The 20,774-nt window shown below is 48.1% G+C and carries 15 protein-coding genes and 3 rRNA genes; 17 read left to right on the plus strand and 1 reads right to left on the minus strand.

What is annotated here, in order from left to right:
• Window positions 1-28 precede the first annotated feature (28 nt).
• The 11 genes from F0220_RS00345 to F0220_RS00395 all read left to right on the plus strand — a co-directional run bounded on the left by F0220_RS00345 (window position 29) and on the right by F0220_RS00395 (window position 10,224).
• A complete protein-coding gene (locus F0220_RS00345) occupies window positions 29-1,642 on the plus strand; it encodes an anthranilate synthase component I family protein (RefSeq protein ID WP_105602432.1) in 1,614 nt (537 codons plus the stop codon).
• 50 nt (window positions 1,643-1,692) lie between these two features.
• On the plus strand, window positions 1,693-2,268 hold the full coding sequence (pabA, locus tag F0220_RS00350; RefSeq protein ID WP_036606106.1) for an aminodeoxychorismate/anthranilate synthase component II: 576 nt from the start codon (window positions 1,693-1,695) through the stop codon (window positions 2,266-2,268).
• 1 nt (window position 2,269) lies between these two features.
• Window positions 2,270-3,154, plus strand: a complete 885-nt coding sequence (locus F0220_RS00355) for an aminotransferase class IV (protein WP_091018309.1) — start codon at window positions 2,270-2,272, stop codon at window positions 3,152-3,154.
• Window positions 3,151-4,014, plus strand: a complete 864-nt coding sequence (folP, locus tag F0220_RS00360) for a dihydropteroate synthase (protein WP_105602430.1) — start codon at window positions 3,151-3,153, stop codon at window positions 4,012-4,014. The genes F0220_RS00355 and folP overlap by 4 nt, the downstream gene beginning before the upstream one ends.
• Window positions 4,015-4,131: 117 nt before the next feature.
• Complete coding sequence (gene folB, locus F0220_RS00365) at window positions 4,132-4,494, plus strand: dihydroneopterin aldolase (RefSeq protein ID WP_053778905.1); 363 nt, start codon at window positions 4,132-4,134, stop codon at window positions 4,492-4,494.
• Window positions 4,495-4,503: 9 nt separating this feature from the next.
• On the plus strand, window positions 4,504-5,052 hold the full coding sequence (gene folK / locus F0220_RS00370; protein WP_091018305.1) for a 2-amino-4-hydroxy-6-hydroxymethyldihydropteridine diphosphokinase: 549 nt from the start codon (window positions 4,504-4,506) through the stop codon (window positions 5,050-5,052).
• Window positions 5,013-5,207, plus strand: a complete 195-nt coding sequence (locus F0220_RS00375) for a helix-turn-helix domain-containing protein (protein WP_036668438.1) — start codon at window positions 5,013-5,015, stop codon at window positions 5,205-5,207. Before folK ends, F0220_RS00375 begins: the two co-directional genes overlap by 40 nt.
• A 97-nt stretch (window positions 5,208-5,304) precedes the next feature.
• The gene (dusB, locus tag F0220_RS00380) at window positions 5,305-6,324 is read left to right on the plus strand and encodes a tRNA dihydrouridine synthase DusB (RefSeq protein ID WP_105602429.1); all 1,020 of its coding nucleotides are present in this window, start codon (window positions 5,305-5,307) and stop codon (window positions 6,322-6,324) included.
• Window positions 6,325-6,575: 251 nt separating this feature from the next.
• The gene (gene greA, locus F0220_RS00385; protein WP_036606099.1) at window positions 6,576-7,055 is read left to right on the plus strand and encodes a transcription elongation factor GreA; all 480 of its coding nucleotides are present in this window, start codon (window positions 6,576-6,578) and stop codon (window positions 7,053-7,055) included.
• A 116-nt stretch (window positions 7,056-7,171) separates the two neighbouring features.
• Window positions 7,172-8,683, plus strand: coding sequence for a lysine--tRNA ligase (gene lysS / locus F0220_RS00390; RefSeq protein WP_047844500.1), 1,512 nt, complete (start codon window positions 7,172-7,174; stop codon window positions 8,681-8,683).
• A gap of 203 nt (window positions 8,684-8,886) precedes the next feature.
• Window positions 8,887-10,224 (plus strand): TrkH family potassium uptake protein, encoded by a 1,338-nt coding sequence (locus F0220_RS00395; protein WP_105602427.1) that lies wholly within the window; start codon window positions 8,887-8,889, stop codon window positions 10,222-10,224.
• Between the two features lie 87 nt (window positions 10,225-10,311).
• On the opposite strand, the gene F0220_RS00400 is transcribed toward F0220_RS00395, so the two are convergent.
• Complete coding sequence (locus tag F0220_RS00400) at window positions 10,312-10,902, minus strand: TetR/AcrR family transcriptional regulator (RefSeq protein ID WP_105602457.1); 591 nt, start codon at window positions 10,900-10,902, stop codon at window positions 10,312-10,314.
• Window positions 10,903-10,987: 85 nt separating this feature from the next.
• Here F0220_RS00400 and F0220_RS00405 point away from each other — a divergent pair, with 85 nt between their 5' ends.
• The 6 genes from F0220_RS00405 (at window position 10,988) to F0220_RS00430 (ending at window position 20,622) form a co-directional block, all read left to right on the plus strand.
• Complete coding sequence (locus tag F0220_RS00405) at window positions 10,988-11,539, plus strand: hypothetical protein (RefSeq protein WP_091018299.1); 552 nt, start codon at window positions 10,988-10,990, stop codon at window positions 11,537-11,539.
• 439 nt (window positions 11,540-11,978) lie between these two features.
• Window positions 11,979-13,531, plus strand: a 16S ribosomal RNA gene (locus F0220_RS00410).
• A gap of 343 nt (window positions 13,532-13,874) precedes the next feature.
• Window positions 13,875-16,802 (plus strand): 23S ribosomal RNA (locus F0220_RS00415).
• A 78-nt stretch (window positions 16,803-16,880) separates the two neighbouring features.
• Window positions 16,881-16,997, plus strand: a 5S ribosomal RNA gene (gene rrf / locus F0220_RS00420).
• Together the 16S, 23S and 5S rRNA genes form the textbook arrangement of a ribosomal RNA operon.
• 367 nt (window positions 16,998-17,364) lie before the next feature.
• Window positions 17,365-18,822, plus strand: coding sequence for an IMP dehydrogenase (gene guaB / locus F0220_RS00425; protein WP_036607306.1), 1,458 nt, complete (start codon window positions 17,365-17,367; stop codon window positions 18,820-18,822).
• 417 nt (window positions 18,823-19,239) lie between these two features.
• Entirely contained in the window at window positions 19,240-20,622 is a 1,383-nt protein-coding gene (locus F0220_RS00430) for a D-alanyl-D-alanine carboxypeptidase family protein (RefSeq protein ID WP_149846225.1), read from the plus strand.
• The last annotated feature ends 152 nt before the right edge of the window (window positions 20,623-20,774 follow it).

Below are 20,774 nucleotides of genomic sequence, written 5' to 3' on the forward strand. Positions count from 1 at the left end.
AGCGACAGATGGAGGGCGGCACACCGCAATGACACACCTGATGACAACATACGCCGACTGGATGGAGTGGGCTGAACAAGGCTGGACCATGATGCCCTATATCACGAAGTCGGATGAGGGACCGTATCATGGCGGTTTACCGTTATCGTGGGAGGCAGCCTGGCAGCAGGCGTCACCCTACGCAATTGTGCTGGAGAATGGCAAAGGCGGGAGATATACATTTCTGGGGTTAGACCCCGTATCTGTTATTTCCGGCAAGGGTCAAGAAGCGGTTATTCATGATGTGATTCAAGGAACCACCTCGACGGACAGTGGCAAGCCGCTTGACGTATTGAAGAGATGGACTGCCCCATATAGTGCACCCAAGGTTAATGGGGCTCCAGACTTTGGTGGTGGATATGCAGGTTATCTCAGCTACGATGTAGCAAGATCATTGGAGAAGCTTCCAGACTTGGCTGAGGATAACCCGGCTCTGCCGGATTATTGGTGGATGCGCTTTGAAGAACTATGGGCGTATGACCATGAGCAGCAGATGCTTTTCTGCATGGTTCATCTGGCTATAGAACCTAACGGGAACGAAACGGATATCCGTAGCCTATATGCAACGGCCGAAGCACGAGCGACAGCGATGCAGAAACGTTGGCTTCATATTATGGGGGCTGCACAGGCCGAGGAACAACAACAGGCACTGGAACGCCGCAACAAGCAGGTCAATCGTACACCGCAACCTGAAGATGCGGAAAGAGAATCCGAAGGATGGGAGACATCCTTTCCCCAAGAGGACTTTGAACAAGCTGTACGTACGGTACAGGAATATATCAGGCAGGGCGATGTGTTCCAGGTGAATCTGTCCTTGAGACAGGAAAAGCGGCTTCATTCGAGCGCTGAGCATATTTATGAATGGCTGCGCCTTGTGAATCCATCACCGTATATGGGTATGTTGCGTAGTCCGGACTTTCAACTGGTAAGCGGATCTCCCGAACTTCTGGTCAAAGTGGAGAATGGCAAAGTCAGTGCACGTCCCATTGCAGGGACCCGAAGAAGGGGCCGCGATGAAGCAGAGGATAAAGCTATGGCGGATGAACTGCTCCGCAGTGAAAAGGAACGGGCGGAGCATATTATGCTCGTTGATCTGGAACGTAATGATATCGGACGGATTGCGGCCTATGGTTCGGTTCATGTGCCTGAATTGATGACCATCGAGAAGTATTCCCATGTCATGCATCTTGTTTCCCAGGTGGAAGGCAGGCTGGCAGAAGGGTTATCCGTATTTGATGTGATCGCTGCGACATTCCCGGGTGGAACGATTACAGGAGCGCCAAAAGTCCGCACCATGGAGATTATCGAGGAACTTGAGCCAGTGCGGCGTGGGCCTTATACGGGTTCCATCGGGTGGATGGATTACAGTGGAAATATGGAATTGAACATCGTCATTCGTACGCTTGCCATCAAGGATGGTATTGGTTATGTACAGGCCGGTGCAGGAATTGTTATTGATTCCGATCCATATCGGGAATACAAGGAATGCCGCAACAAGGCAAGAGCCATGATGAGAGCTGTGAATTACAGCGAAGAGGCGGAAGCAAGCAGAGCTATTGAACAAGAACAAGCGGAGCGAACAGAAGCTGTTAAACTAAAATAAAACGAAGCAACCGTCACTTGTGTTGACGGAAGATGAGGAGGAGCAGGCATATGATACTGGTTATCGATAATTACGATTCCTTCACGTACAACCTGGTTCAATATTTGGGTGAACTGGGTGAGACGGTGGAAGTTCGCCGCAACGATGAGATTGATCTGGCAGGCATAGAGGCACTGGCACCTGATCATATTCTGATCTCTCCGGGTCCGTGTACACCGAATGAAGCAGGCATTAGCCTGGCAGTCATCGATCATTTCAAGGGAAGCATTCCGATCTTTGGTGTTTGTCTGGGTCATCAGTCCATCGGACAAGCGTTTGGCGGCAATGTCATTCGTGCGGAGCGCATGATGCACGGCAAAACATCCGAGATGCACCACAATGGAACATCGGTATTTGCCGGATTGCCATCTCCATTCACAGCTACCCGTTACCACTCCCTGATTGTCGAGCGCAGCAGCTTGCCTGACTGCCTGGAGATTACAGCGGAGACAGCTGAAGGTGAGATTATGGGTCTGCGCCACAAAGAATATGCGATTGAAGGTGTTCAATTCCACCCGGAATCCATTATTACAGACCATGGTCATCAGATGCTTCGTAACTTTTTGTCCCAACAAGTGAAGGTATAACATGCAATATGCCGCGATAAATGGAGAGTTGGTCAATATGGCGGCGGCCGTGGTTCCTGTAACGGATCACGGCTTTTTGTACGGGCTGGGCCTGTTTGAGACGTTCCGGACTTATCGAGGTGTCCCATATCTTTTGGAACGGCATCTGGAGCGCATGGCCTCGGGGTGTAAGGAAATTGGCATTCCTTTTACAAAGACCGCGGCAGAGGTGACAGATTGGATTCAACGTTTGATGGATGCGAACGGACTTCGGGATGCGTATGTGCGATACACGGTATCAGCCGGTGAAGCACCGCTAGGCTTACCTTCTGGTGATTATTCGAAGCCAAATCATATTTTACTGGCAAAAGCATTACCTGAACCTTCTCCCTCTTTATATGAGAGCGGAAAAATGCTCCAACGGTTGTCTACACCTCGCAACACGCCCGAAGGAGAAGTTCGGTTCAAGTCGCTACATTACTTGAACAGCATTCTGGCGAAACGGGAGCTGAACGGGTACGGGCAGCATGTGCTGGGTGCGGAAGGGTTACAATTAACCCGGGATGGTCATATAGCGGAAGGGATCGTCAGCAATGTGTTTTGGGTACGGGAAAATGTCCTTTACACGCCAGCACTCTCAACCGGCATTCTGCCGGGCATCACGAGAGCTTGGGTACTGGAGATTGCCTCGCAGCAAGGAATCCACTGTATAGAAACGTTAGCTGCCTGGGAGGATCTCCTGCAAGCAGATGAAATATTTCTAACAGGCTCGGTGGCCGAACTGGTTCCGGTGACAACTCTGAGGGATCAGGACGGAGCCGAAACGATAATTAGCAACGGACATATTGGCCCGGTTACAGCAGTCCTTCTGGGTATGTACCGGCAGAAAGCGGGGTATACTTCATGACACTTACACCTGTCATCTATGAACGGAACTATACATGGGGGCCAGCTGAATTGAAGCTGGGTACAAGAACACAGATTATGGGCATTCTTAACGTCACGCCTGACTCATTCTCGGATGGCGGACGTTATACCAACGTGGAGCGGGCGGTTGCCCATGCCCAGCAGATGATGGAGGATGGGGCGGACCTGATTGATATCGGCGGGGAGTCTACCCGTCCAGGTTCAGATGTCGTGGGCGCCGATGAAGAGCTTAGCAGGATCATTCCGGTTATTGAGGCATTGCATAAGCAAGCCCCACACATTCCGATATCGGTAGACACGTATAAGGCCGAGGTTGCACGTCAGGCTATTCTGGCGGGTGCTCATATCATTAATGATGTGTGGGGCGCAAAAGCAGATCCAGATATGGCCCGCACGGCAGCAGAGCTGGGGTGTCCCATTATTCTGATGCATAATCGGCAGGTGCGAAACTATACCGATTATCTGAGCGATGTCGTGAGCGATTTGCAGGAGAGTATACAAATTGCGTTAACAGCCGGCGTGAGAGCAGATCAGATTATCCTGGACCCGGGTATTGGTTTTGTGAAGGATCTCGGAGAAAATCTGAAGCTCATGTCATCGCTCGGTTTGCTCAATGAAATGGGATATCCCGTTCTGCTAGCCACCTCACGTAAACGATTCATCCAGAACACCCTGGATGTCGGGGCGGATGATGCGCTGGAAGGAACCGCTGCGACCGTTGCATTTGGCATTGCCCAAGGCTGCCAAATGGTTCGGGTTCATGATGTGAAGCCGATTCGGCGGACGGCAGACATGTGTGATGCCATGTTGTATGCTTCTCCGGGTCTACGGAGGAAATAATGCTGGCGGGTCCCGAGTGACCCGTCCAGTGGAAGCGTAGCGTTTTTCAAAGGCAAAGCAAAGGGATATCTTCAAATAGATAAAAATTTCAATATATATAGAGGGCAGGCGGATCGTATGGATAGAATGGTTATGCATCGAATGGAGTATTACGGATATCACGGTGTATTTGCCGAGGAGCGGAAGCTAGGGGCACGTTATTATATTGATCTGGAGATTGACATGGACCTGGGTGAGGCTGGGCGTAACGATGATCTGACCAAAACGATCAATTATGCGGAGATCCATGAGCTGGTAAAACAGATTGTAGAGAATAAATCATTCCAGTTAATTGAAGCTTTGGGCGAACATATTGCATCTTCTTTACTAGACACTTATACTATTATCAATGCATTGACAGTCAAGGTGACGAAGCCACATCCGCCATTCGATATTCATTTTGGGGGCGTAACGGTAGAGCTTCGCCGCACAAGAAAGTGAGAACCGATCATGATTGCACATTCGACCTCTGAATCTTCAGAGGCTTATATTGCTTTAGGGGCCAATTTGGGGGACCGGGAACAGACGTTGTTTGAGGCATTGTCTTTGCTGGATGAACACCCTCATATATCCGTTCTGCGTTGTTCAGCGCTATATGAGACGGAACCTGTAGGATATGTAGATCAGCCTGCGTTTCTGAATATGGCAGTCGCCGTACAGGTGATGCTGACACCGGAGCAGTTGCTTACAGAATTACTGGATATCGAGAATCGGCTCGGCCGTGTTCGTGATATTCGCTGGGGACCGCGCACAGTTGATCTGGATCTGCTCTGGATGCAAGGTGAGACGCGAGATACCGAATTGCTTCAATTGCCTCATCCCCGCATGGGAGAACGGGCTTTTGTGCTAGTCCCACTGTCGGATATCGTACCGGAGGGCGAGACTTCAGGTTTGTATACCTTTGTACACTCATCGTTGTCTGTACTGGATGGAAAGGATGGAATACAGCTTTGGAAAACATGCAATTGGCCAATCGAATCCGGGCATTCCGGAAGCTGAAAGGTTTAACACAACATGAACTTGCGGCCGAGACCGGCATCTCGCTGGCCATTCTGGGAACCATTGAACGGGGGAACCGTAAGGTATCACAGCAAGAGCTCGATCGAATTGCTGGTGTGCTGGCAATCAGTATCGAGGAGTTGCGGGGCAACTAGGACCGTTTCGGTTTCGTCATGTTACAACAACCAAGACACTGATCGAACTTTATATCGTGATATATACAGAATTGAAAAAAGGAGTGGAACGACTACCGTGCTTAACATTGGTGGCATTGAAATGAAAAACCAGGTCGTACTTGCGCCGATGGCTGGCGTATGTAATCCGGCTTTTCGTTTGATCGCAAAAGAATTCGGAACAGGCCTCGTATGTGCGGAGATGGTGAGTGGCAAAGCCATTGTCCATGGCAACCAGCGTACACGTGAGATGTTGTTTGTAGATGAGCGTGAGAAACCGCTGAGCCTTCAGATTTTTGGGGGAGATCGTGATTCCCTTGTAGAAGCAGCCAAAATCGTGGACAAAGAAACCAATGCAGACATCATCGATATTAACATGGGATGCCCTGTGCCAAAGGTAACGAAATGTGATGCCGGTGCACGTTGGTTGCTTGATCCGAACAAAATCTATGAGATGGTATCCGCTGTTGTGGACGCGGTGGAGAAGCCGGTGACAGTCAAGATGCGTATCGGCTGGGATAACGAGCATATCTTTGCGGTGGAGAATGCGCTCGCGGTTGAACGTGCTGGTGGACAGGCGGTAAGTGTTCACGGCCGTACGCGTGAGCAACTCTATACAGGCACAGCTGACTGGTCACATATCAAAGATGTAAAAGAAGCTGTCTCTATCCCAGTGATCGGCAATGGTGATGTCCATACACCAGAGGATGCACGCCGTATGCTGGATGAAACGGGTTGTGACGGAGTTATGATCGGTCGTGCCGCCCTGGGTAACCCATGGATGCTGTATCGTACCATTCAATACTTAAGCACGGGGGAATTGCTTCCTGACCCGAATGGCGAAGAGAAGATCCGTGTTGCCATCCTGCATATGGATCGCCTGATCGCATTGAAGAATGAGACAGTTGCCGTACGCGAGATGCGCAAACATCTGGCCTGGTATTTGAAAGGTTTGAAAGGATCTGCCCGCATCAAGGACGTTATTATGGAAGGAACCAAGCGGGACGAGATGGTACAGATTCTGGAGAACTTTGTGGGTCAGCTGAAAAGCGAAGGTAATTTGGAGTCAGAACCGGTAATCGCCGGAAATGCATCTTAATTATAAACGCTTCTGTAAAACGTTTACACCTATAGGGGACGTAACATTGACTTTTCGAGATCGTTCCCCTATAATTTCTCAGTATAAATTCGCCATGTGCGTTAATAAGGCTATAGCATCAGGAGGAATATTCTATTTCTCTGGAGAACTTCATATAGTTTTGAAGATGTATGCGAGCGGAGCTCTGTAACAAGCACTGATTCCGTTGCCGTACAATCAAATTTATTCCCATGACAGGAGAATCGGTTGAGATGAGCGACAAGGAAGTTATCCTTACACCAGAAGGACTCAAGAAGCTGGAAGAAGAATTGGAAACATTGAAATCAGTGAAGCGCCGCGAAGTGGCTGAACGGATTAAGGTAGCCATCGGGTATGGAGATATCAGTGAAAACTCTGAATACGAAGACGCGAAGAATGAGCAAGCTTTCATTGAAGGACGTGTAATCACGTTGGAGAAATTGCTTCGTAACGCGCGGATTATTAACAGCGACGAGATCGATACCGATGCCGTAAGCGTGGGTGCAACCGTTACTGTAGAAGATCTGGAGTTTGGCGACATCACGGAATATACGATTGTAGGTACTGCGGAGGCAGACCCGCTTCAGAACAAGATATCGAACGAGAGCCCTGTAGGTAAAGCGATTCTCGGCAAGAAAAAAGGTACAGTTGTTGATGTAAGTGTACCTGCTGGCGTAATTCAATATAAAATTATGGACATTAAAAAGCTATAGCAACGAAGCAGTTGGGCACGGTAAACAAAAGCTTCCTTAGGGAAGCTTTTTCAACATTAGAGGAAAAACGTCCTTTCGCGATGCCTGCAATGTAAATAAGGAGATGAATACAGATCATGACGGATGAAGTCTTGAATCAGGAAACCGAACTTAGCGAGCTTTTACAAATTCGCCGTGACAAATTGGACGAGCTCCGCAAATTGGGAATCGACCCTTTTGGCCAAAAATACGTACGTACCGAAGAAGCCGGCTCCATTCTGAAGAAGTATGAAGAACTGACCAAGGAAGAGCTGGAAGAGAAGCACATCGAAGTCAGTATTGCCGGACGGATTATGGCGAAGCGGGGAATGGGTAAAGCAAGCTTCGCACATATTCAGGACCTGAGCGGCAGAATCCAGATCTATGTTCGTCAGGATAGCGTGCCTGAAGACAAGTATGCGGCATTTAGCCTGCTGGACCTTGGCGATATCGTTGGGGTAACGGGTGTGATCTTTAAGACCAAAACAGGTGAAACTTCTGTCAAAGTGAAAGATCTTGAAGTGCTGTCCAAATCGCTCTATCCGCTTCCGGATAAATTCCATGGTCTCACCGATGTAGAGCTGCGTTACCGCCAGCGTTATGTTGACCTGATTATGAGCCCGGACGTACAACAGACCTTTATCGCACGTTCCAAAATCATTCAATCGATGCGTCGTTACCTGGATTCCCTTGGATATCTGGAAGTGGAAACACCTACGTTGCATACGATCGCAGGAGGAGCGGCAGCACGTCCGTTCATCACACATCACAATGCGCTGGATATGGAACTGTACATGCGGATTGCGATTGAACTTCACCTGAAACGTCTGATTGTTGGCGGACTGGAGAAGGTATATGAGATCGGCCGTGTATATCGGAACGAAGGGATGTCCACACGTCACAATCCGGAATTCACAATGATTGAGTTGTATGAGGCATATGCCGACTACAAGGACATTATGCAATTGACGGAGAATCTGGTAGCTCATATTGCACAGGAAGTACTGGGTACGCAAGTAATCCAGTATGGAGATTATGAAGTAGATCTTACGCCGCAGTGGCGTCGTGTTACGATGGTGGATGCAGTTAAGGAAGTTGTGGGCGTAGACTTCTCCGTACACATGACGGATGAGGAAGCACATAACCTGGCGAAGGAACATAAGGTTCCGGTTGAAAAACATATGACATTTGGTCATATTCTGAACGCGTTCTTTGAAGAGTTTGTGGAAGAGACGTTGATTCAACCGACATTCATTATGGGACACCCTCTTGAAATCTCACCACTGGCGAAGAAAAATGATGTAGATCCGCGCTTCACGGATCGCTTCGAATTGTTCATCGTTGGACGTGAGCATGCCAATGCCTTCACAGAGCTGAATGATCCAATCGATCAGCGTCAACGCTTTGAAGCACAGATGCTGGAGAAAGAACATGGGAACGACGAAGCTCATGAGATGGATGACGACTTCATCCGTGCGCTCGAATATGGTATGCCACCAACAGGCGGATTGGGAATCGGGGTGGATCGTCTGATCATGCTGCTTACCAACTCCCCGTCGATTCGTGACGTACTGCTCTTCCCGCACATGCGTCCTCGTACGCAAGATTAAATAAGGAACGTAGTATACGTTCATAATAGAAGAGGAACCTGCCGTTCAGTATCATGCTGGGGCAAGTTCCTCTTTAGGTTTACATAGACGCTAAAAATAAAGTTGTCAGAAGGCCGTTGCTCACAGCACACCATTAGGGTAGCATCGCGTCTTGAAATTGTTAGATTAACCTGTACGTATTTTTGTTAAAAGAGGTGCCCTTCATGCAGTTCAGGCTTCACTTTGCCAAATTCTTATCTCCTCCGTTAATTCTGGTCGGTGGTTTTCTGCTTATCATTGCGATTGGAACGGTGCTTCTCATGTTGCCAATCTCCAACCAAAGCGGTATGCATTTGGCGTTTATTGACGCGCTCTTTACATCAACCTCTGCCGCATGTGTAACTGGACTTGTCGTTGTGGATGTAGGGACGACCTTTAATTTGTTTGGTCAGTTCGTCATTATGGTATTAATGCAGCTTGGTGGACTCGGATTCATGACCATGGCTACTCTCTTTGCACTTGTATTGGGCAAGCGAATTTCACTCAAGGACAGGTTATTACTCAAAGAAGCCATTAATGCAGATAGTATGGAAGGGATAGTACGCATTATCCGCAAGGTGTTGATTTTCTCCTTTACCATTGAAGGGGTGGCGGCTGTCATATTAGCACTGCGCTGGGCAACAGAGATGCCTTTGGGTCAGGCCGTATACTATGGATTATTCCACTCTGTTTCATTGTTTAATAACGGCGGATTTGATCTGTTTGGTAACAGCTTCCAATACTACACTGGAGATTGGATATTCAATGTGACCGCTTCTGTGCTCGTTGTCTCTGGTGGACTGGGTTTTGTTGTATTGAATGACCTGTTTGAGTATCGCAAACGTCGCCGTTTATCTCTTCAGTCCAAACTGGTGCTGTCTGTATCCGGAGCGCTGATCGGTATAGGAGCGATTGTCTTGTTTGTTTTCGAATTCACCAATGGACATACACTGGCTTCACTCACATGGAGCGAGAAGATCTACGCGTCCTTCTTCCAGTCTGTCTCTACACGTTCGTCGGGAACGAGCACAATCGATATCACGGAGATGAGGCAGGCTACCCAATTCTTCTTCATTCTGCTGATGTTTATCGGAGCTTCCCCTGGATCGACCGGGGGCGGAATCAAGACGACTACATTCTTGATCATGATTGGTGCAGTGTATGCCATGATTCGGGGGAATAAGGATATTGTGTTTTTCCGCCAGCGTGTTCCGAAAGAACTGCTGATGAGGGCTTTGACCATTATTATGGTTTCTCTGATCATATTCATGATCGTGGTGATGCTTCTGCTTACGACAGAGGATGCGCCATTCCTTTCACTGATGTTTGAAGCTGCATCCGCAATCGGTACCGTGGGTCTTTCTGTGGGAGTGACTGATGAGTTGACCAATTGGGGAAAAATCATTATTACCTTTACCATGTTTGTAGGTCGGATTGGGCCATTAACCATCGCGTATGCCCTTCGTCCGCGCAAAGAGAAGAAACTGTATCGTCATCCGGAAGGCCGGATCATTATCGGATAAAAAGAAAAACCGTCAGACATTCAGAACTAACTCCTGTTATCGTAACGGGCCTTAGTCACAAACGAATGTGCTGCGGTTTTTTTTGGTTTAACGGCACAAGGAAGCAAGATGTAAGGTGAGAACATCGTCCATAAGCTTGGCATTCATCTGATCCGGTCTAAGCACGGTATGTATGCCTAAGCCATCCACCAGTGCATACAATCTTTCAATCTCCAGTTCTTTGTCCAGATCGGTTCTGGAGAGGTCGAGCTTTATCAGGTAGGTGATAACAGAGCCTACGGCTTGTCTGAGTTCATCATATACGGTATTAGCAAGTTCTTTGAGTGTAGGATCGGTTTTCGATCTGGCTGTAAAAGCGTACCACACCTCCATTTCGGCCAGTTTTTCTTCCGTGTTTGGTAAGAATTCAAGCAATAGGCATTTCATATTGTCCATGGGAGAGCCGGTAAAGGGCATTTTTTGGACTCGATGAGACACCCGTTCAGATACTAGATTCATGGCATATCGTAGTAGTTCCGATTGAGTAGAAAAGTAGTGGCGCATTGAGCCAACCGAAACTCCAGCTTCTTCAGCGATATTCCGAACAGAGGCTTGTTCCATGCCATCTCTTCGTATAATACGCCAAGCTGCCTCGGCCACGAGCACGCGCTGTTTATCATGATCAACAATTTTAGGCATAGGCATATTATATCACTGTTGATTATTATAGTACATACGTGCTAAATTATATTTAATACATATGTATCAAAAAGGAGGGGCTGAAATGATTGGTTATTTCATTATAGGTTGTGAGATTGCCTTTTGGGTGTTTGTGTTCACGGGTCTGAGTGTCAGGTATCTCCTTGGCATGAAGCGGTTAGGCATCGGTTTGTTAATGGCAACGCCGGTTATCGATCTGTTATTGCTGGTAGCTACAGTCATGGATCTACAGCGAGGAGCTACAGCGAGTATGATTCATGGTATAGCTGCGGTGTATATAGGGGCAAGCATTGCTTATGGTCACCAGATGATCGCTTGGGCGGATCGATATTTCCTATATTGGTTCAAGGGTGGAGAGAATCCTCGCAGCAACAAGTTATATGGTAGAGAACATGCGAGTCGTGAACGTAGTGGATGGTTTAGACATCTATTGGCTTGGGCTATAGGAAGTGCTTTTTTATTCGCCATGATATGGTGGATTGGAGATGCTGAACGTACAGCTGCCTTCAATAATCTGATCAGAGTGTGGGGAATGATACTCGGAATCGATTTTCTGATAAGTTTTAGTTACAGTTTATGGCCAAGAAAGGTTCCTGCTAGGAATGTTAAACATTAAAGTGAAAATGGACGTGCGTATGAACTTGCTAAGTTGGGAGAGTACCATATGTACGTCTGTATTAGATCAAACCGATTGTTAATATAGTTTCAAAAAAAGACTTGCATTCAATATCTGTACATGGTATATTCTAATTCCGGCCAAGAAAACACGGTTTACACGGTGCGGCAAGCGAATGAAATAAGCTTCCAAAAGAAACTTAAAAAAGAGCTTGCAAAGTTGGTTCGGATGTGATAAGATATAAAAGTTGCTGAAGAGAACAACATTCAGTAACAAAAATAAGTTTGATCTTTGAAAACTGAACAACGAGTGAGTAAACATTCTGCTTGCAGAATGAACGCGAAAGTTTGAGACAAGCCTTGGCTTGAATCGACTGGAGCACAAATGAGATTTTTAATCTCGTCAGATTCAAAATGAGCTTATCGCTCTTTTCAATACTTTATTGGAGAGTTTGATCCTGGCTCAGGACGAACGCTGGCGGCATGCCTAATACATGCAAGTCGAGCGGACTTGAAGAGAAGCTTGCTTCTCTGATAGTTAGCGGCGGACGGGTGAGTAACACGTAGGCAACCTGCCCTCAAGTTTGGGACAACTACCGGAAACGGTAGCTAATACCGAATAATTGTTTTCTTCGCCTGAAGAGAACTGGAAAGACGGAGCGATCTGTCACTTGGGGATGGGCCTGCGGCGCATTAGCTAGTTGGTGAGGTAACGGCTCACCAAGGCGACGATGCGTAGCCGACCTGAGAGGGTGATCGGCCACACTGGGACTGAGACACGGCCCAGACTCCTACGGGAGGCAGCAGTAGGGAATCTTCCGCAATGGGCGAAAGCCTGACGGAGCAATGCCGCGTGAGTGATGAAGGTTTTCGGATCGTAAAGCTCTGTTGCCAGGGAAGAACGCTTGGGAGAGTAACTGCTCTCAAGGTGACGGTACCTGAGAAGAAAGCCCCGGCTAACTACGTGCCAGCAGCCGCGGTAATACGTAGGGGGCAAGCGTTGTCCGGAATTATTGGGCGTAAAGCGCGCGCAGGCGGTCATTTAAGTCTGGTGTTTAATCCCGGGGCTCAACCCCGGATCGCACTGGAAACTGGGTGACTTGAGTGCAGAAGAGGAGAGTGGAATTCCACGTGTAGCGGTGAAATGCGTAGATATGTGGAGGAACACCAGTGGCGAAGGCGACTCTCTGGGCTGTAACTGACGCTGAGGCGCGAAAGCGTGGGGAGCAAACAGGATTAGATACCCTGGTAGTCCACGCCGTAAACGATGAGTGCTAGGTGTTAGGGGTTTCGATACCCTTGGTGCCGAAGTTAACACATTAAGCACTCCGCCTGGGGAGTACGGTCGCAAGACTGAAACTCAAAGGAATTGACGGGGACCCGCACAAGCAGTGGAGTATGTGGTTTAATTCGAAGCAACGCGAAGAACCTTACCAGGTCTTGACATCCCTCTGATCGATACAGAGATGTATCTTTCCTTCGGGACAGAGGAGACAGGTGGTGCATGGTTGTCGTCAGCTCGTGTCGTGAGATGTTGGGTTAAGTCCCGCAACGAGCGCAACCCTTATATTTAGTTGCCAGCACTTCGGGTGGGCACTCTAGATAGACTGCCGGTGACAAACCGGAGGAAGGTGGGGATGACGTCAAATCATCATGCCCCTTATGACCTGGGCTACACACGTACTACAATGGCCGGTACAACGGGCTGCGAAATCGCGAGATGGAGCCAATCCCAACAAAGCCGGTCTCAGTTCGGATTGCAGGCTGCAACTCGCCTGCATGAAGTCGGAATTGCTAGTAATCGCGGATCAGCATGCCGCGGTGAATACGTTCCCGGGTCTTGTACACACCGCCCGTCACACCACGAGAGTTTATAACACCCGAAGTCGGTGGGGTAACCGCAAGGAGCCAGCCGCCGAAGGTGGGATAGATGATTGGGGTGAAGTCGTAACAAGGTAGCCGTATCGGAAGGTGCGGCTGGATCACCTCCTTTCTATGGAGAATCGTTTCCTGCAACGGAAACATTCAAATATAAGTCTTCAGGAAGCATGCTTCCGAAGCGAGCTTTACTTCGTAAAGCTTTTAACTCACTCGTTGTTCGGTTTTGAGAGCTCAAACTCTCAAAACAGCTTGCTTTTGCATGGAGCTTGTTCTTTGAAAACTAGATATCGAAACGAAACAAACGCGAATTAGAACATTCCTTTTTAGCTGAACTTGTGTTAAACAAGTTTAATAAATTGGTACTTAATTGCTTTTGCGATGGTATTGGATGGGAGTGACTTTTGGCTTTGCGCAAGCAAAACAAGGGAAACGAGCAGTCAAAACCGGAGCAAACTGGTTAAGCTACTAAGAGCACACGGAGGATGCCTAGGCGCTAGGAGCCGATGAAGGACGTGGCGAACAACGAAACTGCCTCGGGGAGCTGTAAGCAAGCTTTGATCCGGGGGTGTCCGAATGGGGAAACCCAGCTGGGGTAATTTCCAGTTACTCACAACTGAATACATAGGTTGTGTAGAGGCATACCAGGGGAACTGAAACATCTAAGTACCCTGAGGAAGAGAAAACAATAGTGATTCCGTCAGTAGCGGCGAGCGAACGCGGAGAAGCCCAAACCAAGGAGCTTGCTCTTTGGGGTTGTGGGACGTCTCACATGGAGTTACAAAGGAACCGGTTAAGCGAAGAGGTCTGGAAAGGCCCGCCAAAGAAGGTAAAAGCCCTGTAGTTGAAAGTCTGTTCCCTCCGAGACGGATCCCGAGTAGTGCGGGGCACGTGAAACCCCGTATGAATCCGGCAGGACCATCTGCCAAGGCTAAATACTTCCTAGCGACCGATAGTGAAGCAGTACCGTGAGGGAAAGGTGAAAAGCACCCCGGAAGGGGAGTGAAATAGAACCTGAAACCGTGTGCTTACAAAAAGTCAGAGCCCGTTTTAGGGGTGATGGCGTGCCTTTTGTAGAATGAACCGGCGAGTTACGTTCCCGTGCAAGGTTAAGGTGAAGAGCCGGAGCCGCAGCGAAAGCGAGTCTGAATAGGGCGACATAGTACGTGGACGTAGACCCGAAACCGGGTGATCTACCCCTGTCCAGGGTGAAGGTGCGGTAACACGCACTGGAGGCCCGAACCCACGCATGTTGAAAAATGCGGGGATGAGGTGGGGGTAGCGGAGAAATTCCAATCGAACTCGGAGATAGCTGGTTCTCCCCGAAATAGCTTTAGGGCTAGCCTCGGAAAACAGAGTCGTGGAGGTAGAGCACTGATTGGGTGCGGGGCCCGCAAGGGTTACCAAGCTCAGTCAAACTCCGAATGCCATAGACTTACTTCCGGGAGTCAGACAGTGAGTGCTAAGATCCATTGTCAAAAGGGAAACAGCCCAGACCATCAGCTAAGGTCCCCAAGTGTGTGTTAAGTGGGAAAGGATGTGGAGTTGCACAGACAACCAGGATGTTGGCTTAGAAGCAGCCACCATTGAAAGAGTGCGTAATAGCTCACTGGTCGAGTGACTCTGCGCCGAAAATGTAACGGGGCTAAACACACCACCGAAGCTATGGCTTGATGCTTTGCATCAGGGGTAGGGGAGCGTTGTATAAGGGTTGAAGGTGTACCGTAAGGAGCGCTGGACATTATACAAGTGAGAATGCCGGTATGAGTAACGAAAAGATCAGTGAGAATCTGATCCGCCGAAAGCCTAAGGGTTCCTGAGGAAGGCTCGTCCGCTCAGGGTAAGTCGGGACCTAAGGCGAGGCCGAAAGGCGTAGTCGAAGGACAACAGGTCGAAATTCCTGTACCACCGTAAGCCGTTATGAGCAATGGGGGGACGCAGTAGGGTAGTGACGCGGACTGATGGATGTCCGTCTAAGCAGTAAGGCTGATGTGTAGGCAAATCCGCACATTGTAAGGCTGAGCTGTGATGGGGAGCGAAAATTATAGTAGCGAAGGTCATGATCTCACACTGCCAAGAAAAGCCTCTAGCCAGGTGATGGTGCCCGTACCGCAAACCGACACAGGTAGGCGAGAAGAGTATTCTAAGGCGCGCGGAAGAACTCTCGTTAAGGAACTCGGCAAAATGACCCCGTAACTTCGGGAGAAGGGGTGCCCCGGTAGTGTGAATAGCACGAGGGGGCCGCAGTGAAAAGGCCCAAGCGACTGTTTAGCAAAAACACAGGTCTGTGCGAAGCCGTAAGGCGAAGTATACGGGCTGACGCCTGCCCGGTGCTGGAAGGTTAAGGGGAGTGGTTAGGGAGTAATCCCGAAGCTGTGAACCGAAGCCCCAGTAAACGGCGGCCGTAACTATAACGGTCCTAAGGTAGCGAAATTCCTTGTCAGGTAAATTCTGACCCGCACGAATGGCGTAACGACTTGGGCGCTGTCTCAACGAGAGATCCGGTGAAATTTTAATACCTGTGAAGATGCAGGTTACCCGCGACAAGACGGAAAGACCCCATGGAGCTTTACTGCAGCTTGATATTGAATTTGGGTACGATCTGTACAGGATAGGTGGGAGCCTTTGAAGCATGAGCGCCAGCTTGTGTGGAGGCAACGTTGGGATACCACCCTGATCGTATCTAGGTTCTAACCTGGTACCGTAATCCGGTGCGGGGACAGTGTCAGGTGGGCAGTTTGACTGGGGCGGTCGCCTCCTAAAGAGTAACGGAGGCGCCCAAAGGTTCCCTCAGAATGGTTGGAAATCATTCGAAGAGTGCAAAGGCATAAGGGAGCTTGACTGCGAGACCTACAAGTCGAGCAGGGACGAAAGTCGGGCTTAGTGATCCGGTGGTACCGCATGGAAGGGCCATCGCTCAACGGATAAAAGCTACCCTGGGGATAACAGGCTTATCTCCCCCAAGAGTCCACATCGACGGGGAGGTTTGGCACCTCGATGTCGGCTCATCGCATCCTGGGGCTGAAGTAGGTCCCAAGGGTTGGGCTGTTCGCCCATTAAAGCGGTACGCGAGCTGGGTTCAGAACGTCGTGAGACAGTTCGGTCCCTATCTGTCGTGGGCGTAGGAAATTTGAGAGGAGCTGTCCTTAGTACGAGAGGACCGGGATGGACGTACCGCTGGTGTACCAGTTGTTCCGCCAGGAGCACCGCTGGGTAGCTATGTACGGACGGGATAAACGCTGAAAGCATCTAAGCGTGAAGCCCCCCTCAAGATGAGATTTCCCAGTATGTAAGACCCCTTGAAGACGACGAGGTAGATAGGCTGGGGGTGGAAGTGCAGCAATGCATGGAGCTGACCAGTACTAATCGGTCGAGGGCTTATCCAATAGCAAGTGATAATTCGCATGTTTCGTTTCGAATCTAGTTTTCAGAGAACGATCTCTGAATGTAAGCACAGCTACGCGTTTGGTGGCGATGGCGGAGGGGTTCCACACGTACCCATCCCGAACACGACCGTTAAGCCCTCTAGCGCCGATGGTACTTGGACCGCAGGGTCCTGGGAGAGTAGGACGCCGCCAAGCGAAGAACCACTGCCGATGTTATTCGGTGGTGGTTTTTATTATATAGATTTATTAAGCAGTTTGGGATTGAAATACAGATTGAATTTGGTAATTTATCAGCACAATAGGATGTATAAAATTAACGTTATTCGATACGAATTGACGTTTTTTTGCGTAATAAATAGACTTGTCCGCTCTGGAAAAACAGTTGTATTCATCAGGCAATACACCTGATATAACCAAGTACTTTTCCTTGACAGTCTAAATATCGCTTTGCTAAGATGGCAATAATAAATTTTTCAGAAAACGTATTTTCGGCGTAAAATACAGCCTGGAATCTTCGGGTTTTGGACCGTAAAGCTGAGCAAACATAAGGAGGAACACTTGCGTGTGGGAAGATAAATTTGGTAAGGAAGGCCTCACCTTTGATGATGTATTGCTAGTGCCACGGAAATCCGAGACACTGCCTAAAGAAGTAGATGTATCTATTCGTTTGAGCGATACTGTAAAGCTAAATATCCCTTTGATCAGTGCGGGTATGGATACAGTAACTGAAGCGACATTGGCTATTGCCATTGCACGTGAAGGCGGCATCGGTATTATCCATAAAAATATGTCAGTTGAACAACAGGCAGAAGAAGTAGATCGTGTTAAACGTTCGGAGAGTGGTGTTATTACGAATCCATTCTCACTGACGGCAGATCATCTGGTATCTGATGCGGAAGCAGTAATGGCAAAATATCGGATCTCTGGTGTACCTATTATTGAAGGAGATCAGAAGCTGGTTGGTATTTTGACTAATCGCGATTTGCGTTTTATCCATGATTACGGCATCAAAATTAGCGAAGTCATGACTCATGAGAATCTGGTTACCGCTCCTGTTGGCACTACACTGCAAGAAGCTGAAGGTATCCTTCAGAAGCACAAGATTGAGAAACTTCCATTAGTTGATGAGACAAACACGTTGAAAGGTCTTATCACGATTAAAGATATTGAGAAAGCCATTCAATTCCCTCATGCAGCCAAAGACGCTCAAGGACGTTTGTTGGTTGGTGCAGCAATTGGTATTTCCAAAGATACATTTGAACGTGCAGATGCTTTGGTACAAGCTGGTGTCGACCTGATTACGGTAGACTCGGCTCACGGACACCACATCAATATCATTGAAGCTGTGCGTCAGCTTCGTGAACGTTTCCCTAGTCTGACCATCGTTGCAGGTAACGTCGCTACTGGCGCTGCCACTCGTGACCTGATCGAAGCAGGGGCTTCGGTAGTCAAAGTGGGTATTGGTCCAGGTTCGATTTGTACAACACGTGTTATTGCTGGTATTGGTGTACCTCAAGTAACTGCAGTGTACGATTGTGCAACAGTGGCACGCGAATATGGAGTTCCGATTATCGCGGATGGCGGAATTAAATATTCTGGTGAAATTACGAAGGCACTGGCTGCAGGCGCACACGCGGTGATGCTGGGAAGTTTGTTTGCCGGCACAGCGGAAAGCCCGGGGGAAACTGAAATCTTCCAAGGACGTAGCTACAAAGTATACCGCGGTATGGGTTCAATGGCTGCAATGAAACAAGGTAGTAAAGATCGTTACTTCCAAGATGATGACAAGAAACTGGTTCCGGAAGGAATCGAAGGTCGTGTCGCTTACAAAGGACCATTGTCTGATACGATCCACCAACTGATTGGTGGTCTGCGTTCGGGTATGGGATACTGTGGTACAAGTAACTTGGAGCAACTTCGTAACGATACAGGCTTTATCCGAATTACAGGTGCGGGACTTCGCGAAAGTCATCCCCATGATGTACAGATTACCAAAGAAGCACCTAACTACTCGTTGTAATCTGAAGAGAGTTAATTATTTCCAGGGCAGGCTCGGTGATTTTCACCGGGTCTGTCTTTTTTTGCAGATACCCCTGTGATAGAATAGAAAAAGCGGTGACTATCCAAGGGTGGATTAAGGCGTTGCGGCGGCTATTTGACGTGAATCTATGAACATGCTTTTGAAAAGCAAATGCAGTGCCAGAAAAGGCTGCCAGTTAAACAGAAGCGCGGACGTCCTTTTTACATAAGCATTTGGAAAATGCGGACTAAGTGACAATCGATAACGAACTTTAGGAGCAATAATATTGCTCGTTCGATACAGCGCATATAGCACACATCTCATACATCAAACACGCAGGTTAGGGAACAAGAAAATCGCAGCATAAGCTGCACTGAAGCAATTAACAATGCTTTGGATCGAAGGGAGTATTCATCATTGAAAGCCAAACACATGAATAAAAAGAAACGCCAAATTCTCAAAAAGAGCGTAGCCTCGGTAATGCTAATTAACATGCTTTGCATGTCTGCAGTCATGCCGGTCATGGCTGCTGCGGATAACTCCGGTCAGGTTCTAACTGCTGCGGCAACGAAGACGGAGAAAGCCGTACAGGTGCCTGGGGTAGACTCACTTGGGCTTGAGGTTAGATCAGCGGTGCTAATGGAAGCATCAACGGGACAGATTCTACTAAATGTCGATGCGGATAAAGCGATGCCACCTGCAAGTATGACCAAGATGATGACAGAGTACATTGTCGCAGAACAGGTCAAACAAGGTAAATTCGGCTGGGACGATATTGTAACTGTTAAAAAGAATGCTGCACAAAGTATCGGGTCGCGAATTTTCCTCGCGGAAGGTGACCAGCACACAGTTAAGGATCTCTATATTGCAATGGCTGTTGGCTCTGCCAATGATGCTACGGTTGCTTTGGCTGAACATGTTGCTGGTTCGGAAGAAGCTTTCGTGAAAATGATGAATGATGAAGCCAAGCGTATGGGCATGAAGGATACCTTCTTCATCAACTCTTCCGGTCTCGACCGAGCAGATATGCCTGCTGATTTCCGCCCAGCTGAAGACAAGGAAACTGTGATGTCCGCTCTGGATGCTGCAATTCTATGCCGATATATCATCATGGATCACCCGGACTACAAAGATTTCACAACGATTCAATCCTATAAGTTCCGTCCTAATGATAAAGCTCCAATTATCAATTACAACTGGATGCTGGAAGCGAATAAAAATATAACCAATTTCAAAAGCTATGCCTATGAAGGTCTGGATGGAATGAAAACAGGCCATACCACGAACGCAGGTAATAACTTTACAGGTACAGCAGAACGTAACGGTATGCGTCTAATTAGTGTTGTTATGGGCACAGATTCGGAATCCGCACGTTTCAGAGAAACTAAAAAGGTATTGGACTATGGATTTAACAACTTTGAAGTGAAACAGGCTGTTGCAGGCAAGACCAAAGTGACGGGCTGGGAAGCGGTACCTTTGAAAAAAGGGAAAGAAACAACCGTTCCTGTTGTAACAGATAATGCGGTAAGTTTCGTTGTACCCAAAGGTACTCAGAACCTGGATGTGACGTTCAAAGCCAACGTAACTGAGGCTGATAAGTTGGTAGCACCACTCAAGGCAGGTACAAAGGTTGGTACAGTAACGTACACGTATAAAGCAGATGGAATTGAGCCACAGGAAAAAACAGTGAACTTGATCACTGCTGAAGAGGCTGAAAAAGGCGGATGGTTCCGTTTGTTCTTCCGTGCCGTGAAGGATTTCTTCGTGGATCTTTTTGACGGAATCAAAAACTTGTTCTAACCCTTAGCAGACTTCATGGAAAGAGTATGATCATGATTTTATTGCTTACATGGTCATATCATTGACAAAATACAAGTTATTCCGACCGGATGGATTGTATATTTACAATTTTTCCGGTAAAATATCAAGTTAGAATTCACGTATGATGAAGT

It is taken from the genome of Paenibacillus sp. 37 (genome assembly GCF_008386395.1).
Classification (GTDB): domain Bacteria; phylum Bacillota; class Bacilli; order Paenibacillales; family Paenibacillaceae; genus Paenibacillus; species Paenibacillus amylolyticus_B.

Excerpts from the sequence above, each read along its gene's own strand:
- lysS (WP_047844500.1), top strand. The coding sequence starts at position 7,172 with ATGACGGATGAAGTCTTGAATCAGGAAACCGAACTTAGCGAGCTTTTA.
- F0220_RS00395 (WP_105602427.1), top strand. The coding sequence starts at position 8,887 with ATGCAGTTCAGGCTTCACTTTGCCAAATTCTTATCTCCTCCGTTAATT.
- F0220_RS00405 (WP_091018299.1), top strand. The coding sequence starts at position 10,988 with ATGATTGGTTATTTCATTATAGGTTGTGAGATTGCCTTTTGGGTGTTT.
- F0220_RS00400 (WP_105602457.1), bottom strand. The coding sequence starts at position 10,902 with ATGCCTAAAATTGTTGATCATGATAAACAGCGCGTGCTCGTGGCCGAG.
- greA (WP_036606099.1), top strand. The coding sequence starts at position 6,576 with ATGAGCGACAAGGAAGTTATCCTTACACCAGAAGGACTCAAGAAGCTG.
- F0220_RS00345 (WP_105602432.1), top strand. The coding sequence starts at position 29 with ATGACACACCTGATGACAACATACGCCGACTGGATGGAGTGGGCTGAA.
- folK (WP_091018305.1), top strand. The coding sequence starts at position 4,504 with ATGATTGCACATTCGACCTCTGAATCTTCAGAGGCTTATATTGCTTTA.
- folB (WP_053778905.1), top strand. The coding sequence starts at position 4,132 with ATGGATAGAATGGTTATGCATCGAATGGAGTATTACGGATATCACGGT.
- folP (WP_105602430.1), top strand. The coding sequence starts at position 3,151 with ATGACACTTACACCTGTCATCTATGAACGGAACTATACATGGGGGCCA.
- F0220_RS00355 (WP_091018309.1), top strand. The coding sequence starts at position 2,270 with ATGCAATATGCCGCGATAAATGGAGAGTTGGTCAATATGGCGGCGGCC.
- pabA (WP_036606106.1), top strand. The coding sequence starts at position 1,693 with ATGATACTGGTTATCGATAATTACGATTCCTTCACGTACAACCTGGTT.
- F0220_RS00375 (WP_036668438.1), top strand. The coding sequence starts at position 5,013 with ATGCAATTGGCCAATCGAATCCGGGCATTCCGGAAGCTGAAAGGTTTA.